The following is a 2,163-nucleotide window of genomic DNA, read 5'->3' on the forward strand; positions in this document are numbered from 1 at the left end:
AACAGCCATGCTTTTCTTGGTGCTGACAAGCGCCTTCAGCCCACTTTCCAGCAATCTTTACCTTGAATTAGCAAAATACATTCCCTTTATGATAGCATTTAGAGAATCTGCTCAGTGGAGCTTTTTCGTGATACTTTCCTACAGTCTCTTAATCGGCTTTACTTTTTCAACATTGTACCACAGAGTTAGAAACAAAGTATTGCAGGTTTTTGTGCTGAGCTTGGCAATCATGATTTTTTTCTCTTCATCGTATCCTTTGATGACAGGCGATGTTGCAAGAAATTGGCTGAATAGCAACGTTAAAGGTTACTTTTTCCCAGATTCTTATGTTAAACTCAATACTATGCTTTCAAATCAGTATTGGACTCTTTTGCTTCCACAAAGATATACTTATGTCTCCTACAATTTTAGTGGGGTTCCCCTTAATTCTGGAAATCCTTATCCGCTGATTTTTTCGAAGCCTGTAATATCTGGATTAGGCACAGAATACGTGCAGTCTGAAAACTTGGATTTGCTGAATAGAGTTTATGGATTGATGCTGACAAACGGTTATAGAAATGTGGCGCCCGAAGGAAAAGCTTCTGCGAGTTCGGTTGAAAAAGAGGGATTAATACCCACTCGAGCAATTGACGGAGATAATAACACTAGGTGGGCATCCGAGAAGGGCATGCCACAGTGGTTCGAAATTGAATGGAGCTATGCTAGAGAATTAACGAAAATAAGGATTGTTTTCGAAGCCGCTTATGCAAACGACTACGCTATAGAAACATGGAACGGTTCCAACTGGGCAACTCAAATAGAGGTGGAAAACAATACCAGTCTTGAAAATGAATATGTGTTTTCACGATCGATTCCTGCAACAAAGCTTCGTATAGAGTTCACCAAAGCTTTGCGTTTCAATCAGACCAGTATATGGGAACTGGAGGTGTTCGCCCAAAACGGAGGGCTTTCAAGATTTCTGGGTACATTGGGCATAAAGCACTTTGTACTCGAAAAAGACTTCATGTCTGGCGCTGCCTATGATATAAGCCAACTCAAATTTAATGAAAACGATAACTTTGTTCTAATTAAGGAATGGGATGAAATATCACTATACAATAACACCAATGCTTTGCAAAAGATCTCCATAGCCGACAATATTTTGAGCTATACAACCTTAGATGACATGTTCCAAACTGTACAAGAATCAACATGGGAAACTCTGCAACATTCAGTGCTCCTCAATGCAACTTCACCAAACACGATAGGAAACAATGCATTAGTGTCTCCGGAAAACTTTGTGTGGAGGGAACTCTCTCCAACAGGCTATGAAGTACATGTTGAATCGAAAGGTTCCTTTGTTTTAGTGTTATTAGAAAGCTACGATGAACACTGGAAAGTGTCAGTGAACGGCAATCAAATTAAAGAAAAAAACCATCAAGAAGCAAACGCTTTCGCAAACTGCTGGCTAATAGACCAGACAGGAGACCTTACAATATCAATACAATATGAGACACAAAGCCTTTTTCTCCTATCCGCAGTCGCTTCCCTCGCTCTTCCTGCGCTTCTATTAGCATTCTTGAACAGAAAAGACTTAAAGAAAATTAGCAATCTAATCCGTTCCAAACTCAAATTCATAAAAGCCAAATTGAAACAGAAAATGCGGATGCGTCAACAAACAACAGGTTAGTGGCTACAACTTTAGCTTGGAATAGACTGCACCTAAAATTGTCGCAAAGTACTCTAGACTTTTTAAGAAAGCCACGCCAAAAGCTAGCTTTGGTCTACCCAAAAATCTTCTCCAGTTTTTCATAAAAAGAGCAGACCTAAACCATACGCTTGTTTGCGCCACTGAATAAGCACTGTACTTGTGCCTGTATAAATGAACGGTTTTCCCATAATAGAACTTCTTTCTAAGCCATGTAAGGAGTGAGAAGTTTTCTTCATGATGAAATATAGGGGGTTTGACTCTGGAAAACACATCGTATCCATTTCTCAGTATCTTGTAGGGTAAGGTGGATTCTTCGAAAAAAACCAATCCTTCTTCAAACCCTCCAACTTCTCTGGCAAGCTTTGCCTGAAAAAACCGTGCAGACTCAACTACAGATCCAGAGTAAAAGCTTTTCTCAAAATTGCGCACTTTCACCCAAAAACTACTCCCAACAGAACATTCAGGTATCACAA

Annotated in this window: 2 protein-coding genes; one reads left to right on the forward strand and one right to left on the reverse strand. The window is 39.7% G+C overall.

Features of this window, described 5'->3' with window-relative positions; all coding sequences use genetic code 11:
- On the forward strand, positions 1–1,669 hold a 1,669-nt coding region (locus tag HXY34_14150; GenBank protein NWF97276.1), incomplete at its 5' end, for a discoidin domain-containing protein.
- Between the two features lie 3 nt (positions 1,670–1,672).
- On the opposite strand, the gene HXY34_14155 is transcribed toward HXY34_14150, so the two are convergent.
- Entirely contained in the window at positions 1,673–2,125 is a 453-nt protein-coding gene (locus HXY34_14155) for a hypothetical protein (GenBank protein NWF97277.1), read from the reverse strand.
- Positions 2,126–2,163 lie beyond the last annotated feature (38 nt).

It is taken from the genome of Candidatus Thorarchaeota archaeon (genome assembly GCA_013388835.1).
Classification (GTDB): Archaea; Asgardarchaeota; Thorarchaeia; order Thorarchaeales; family Thorarchaeaceae; genus JACAEL01.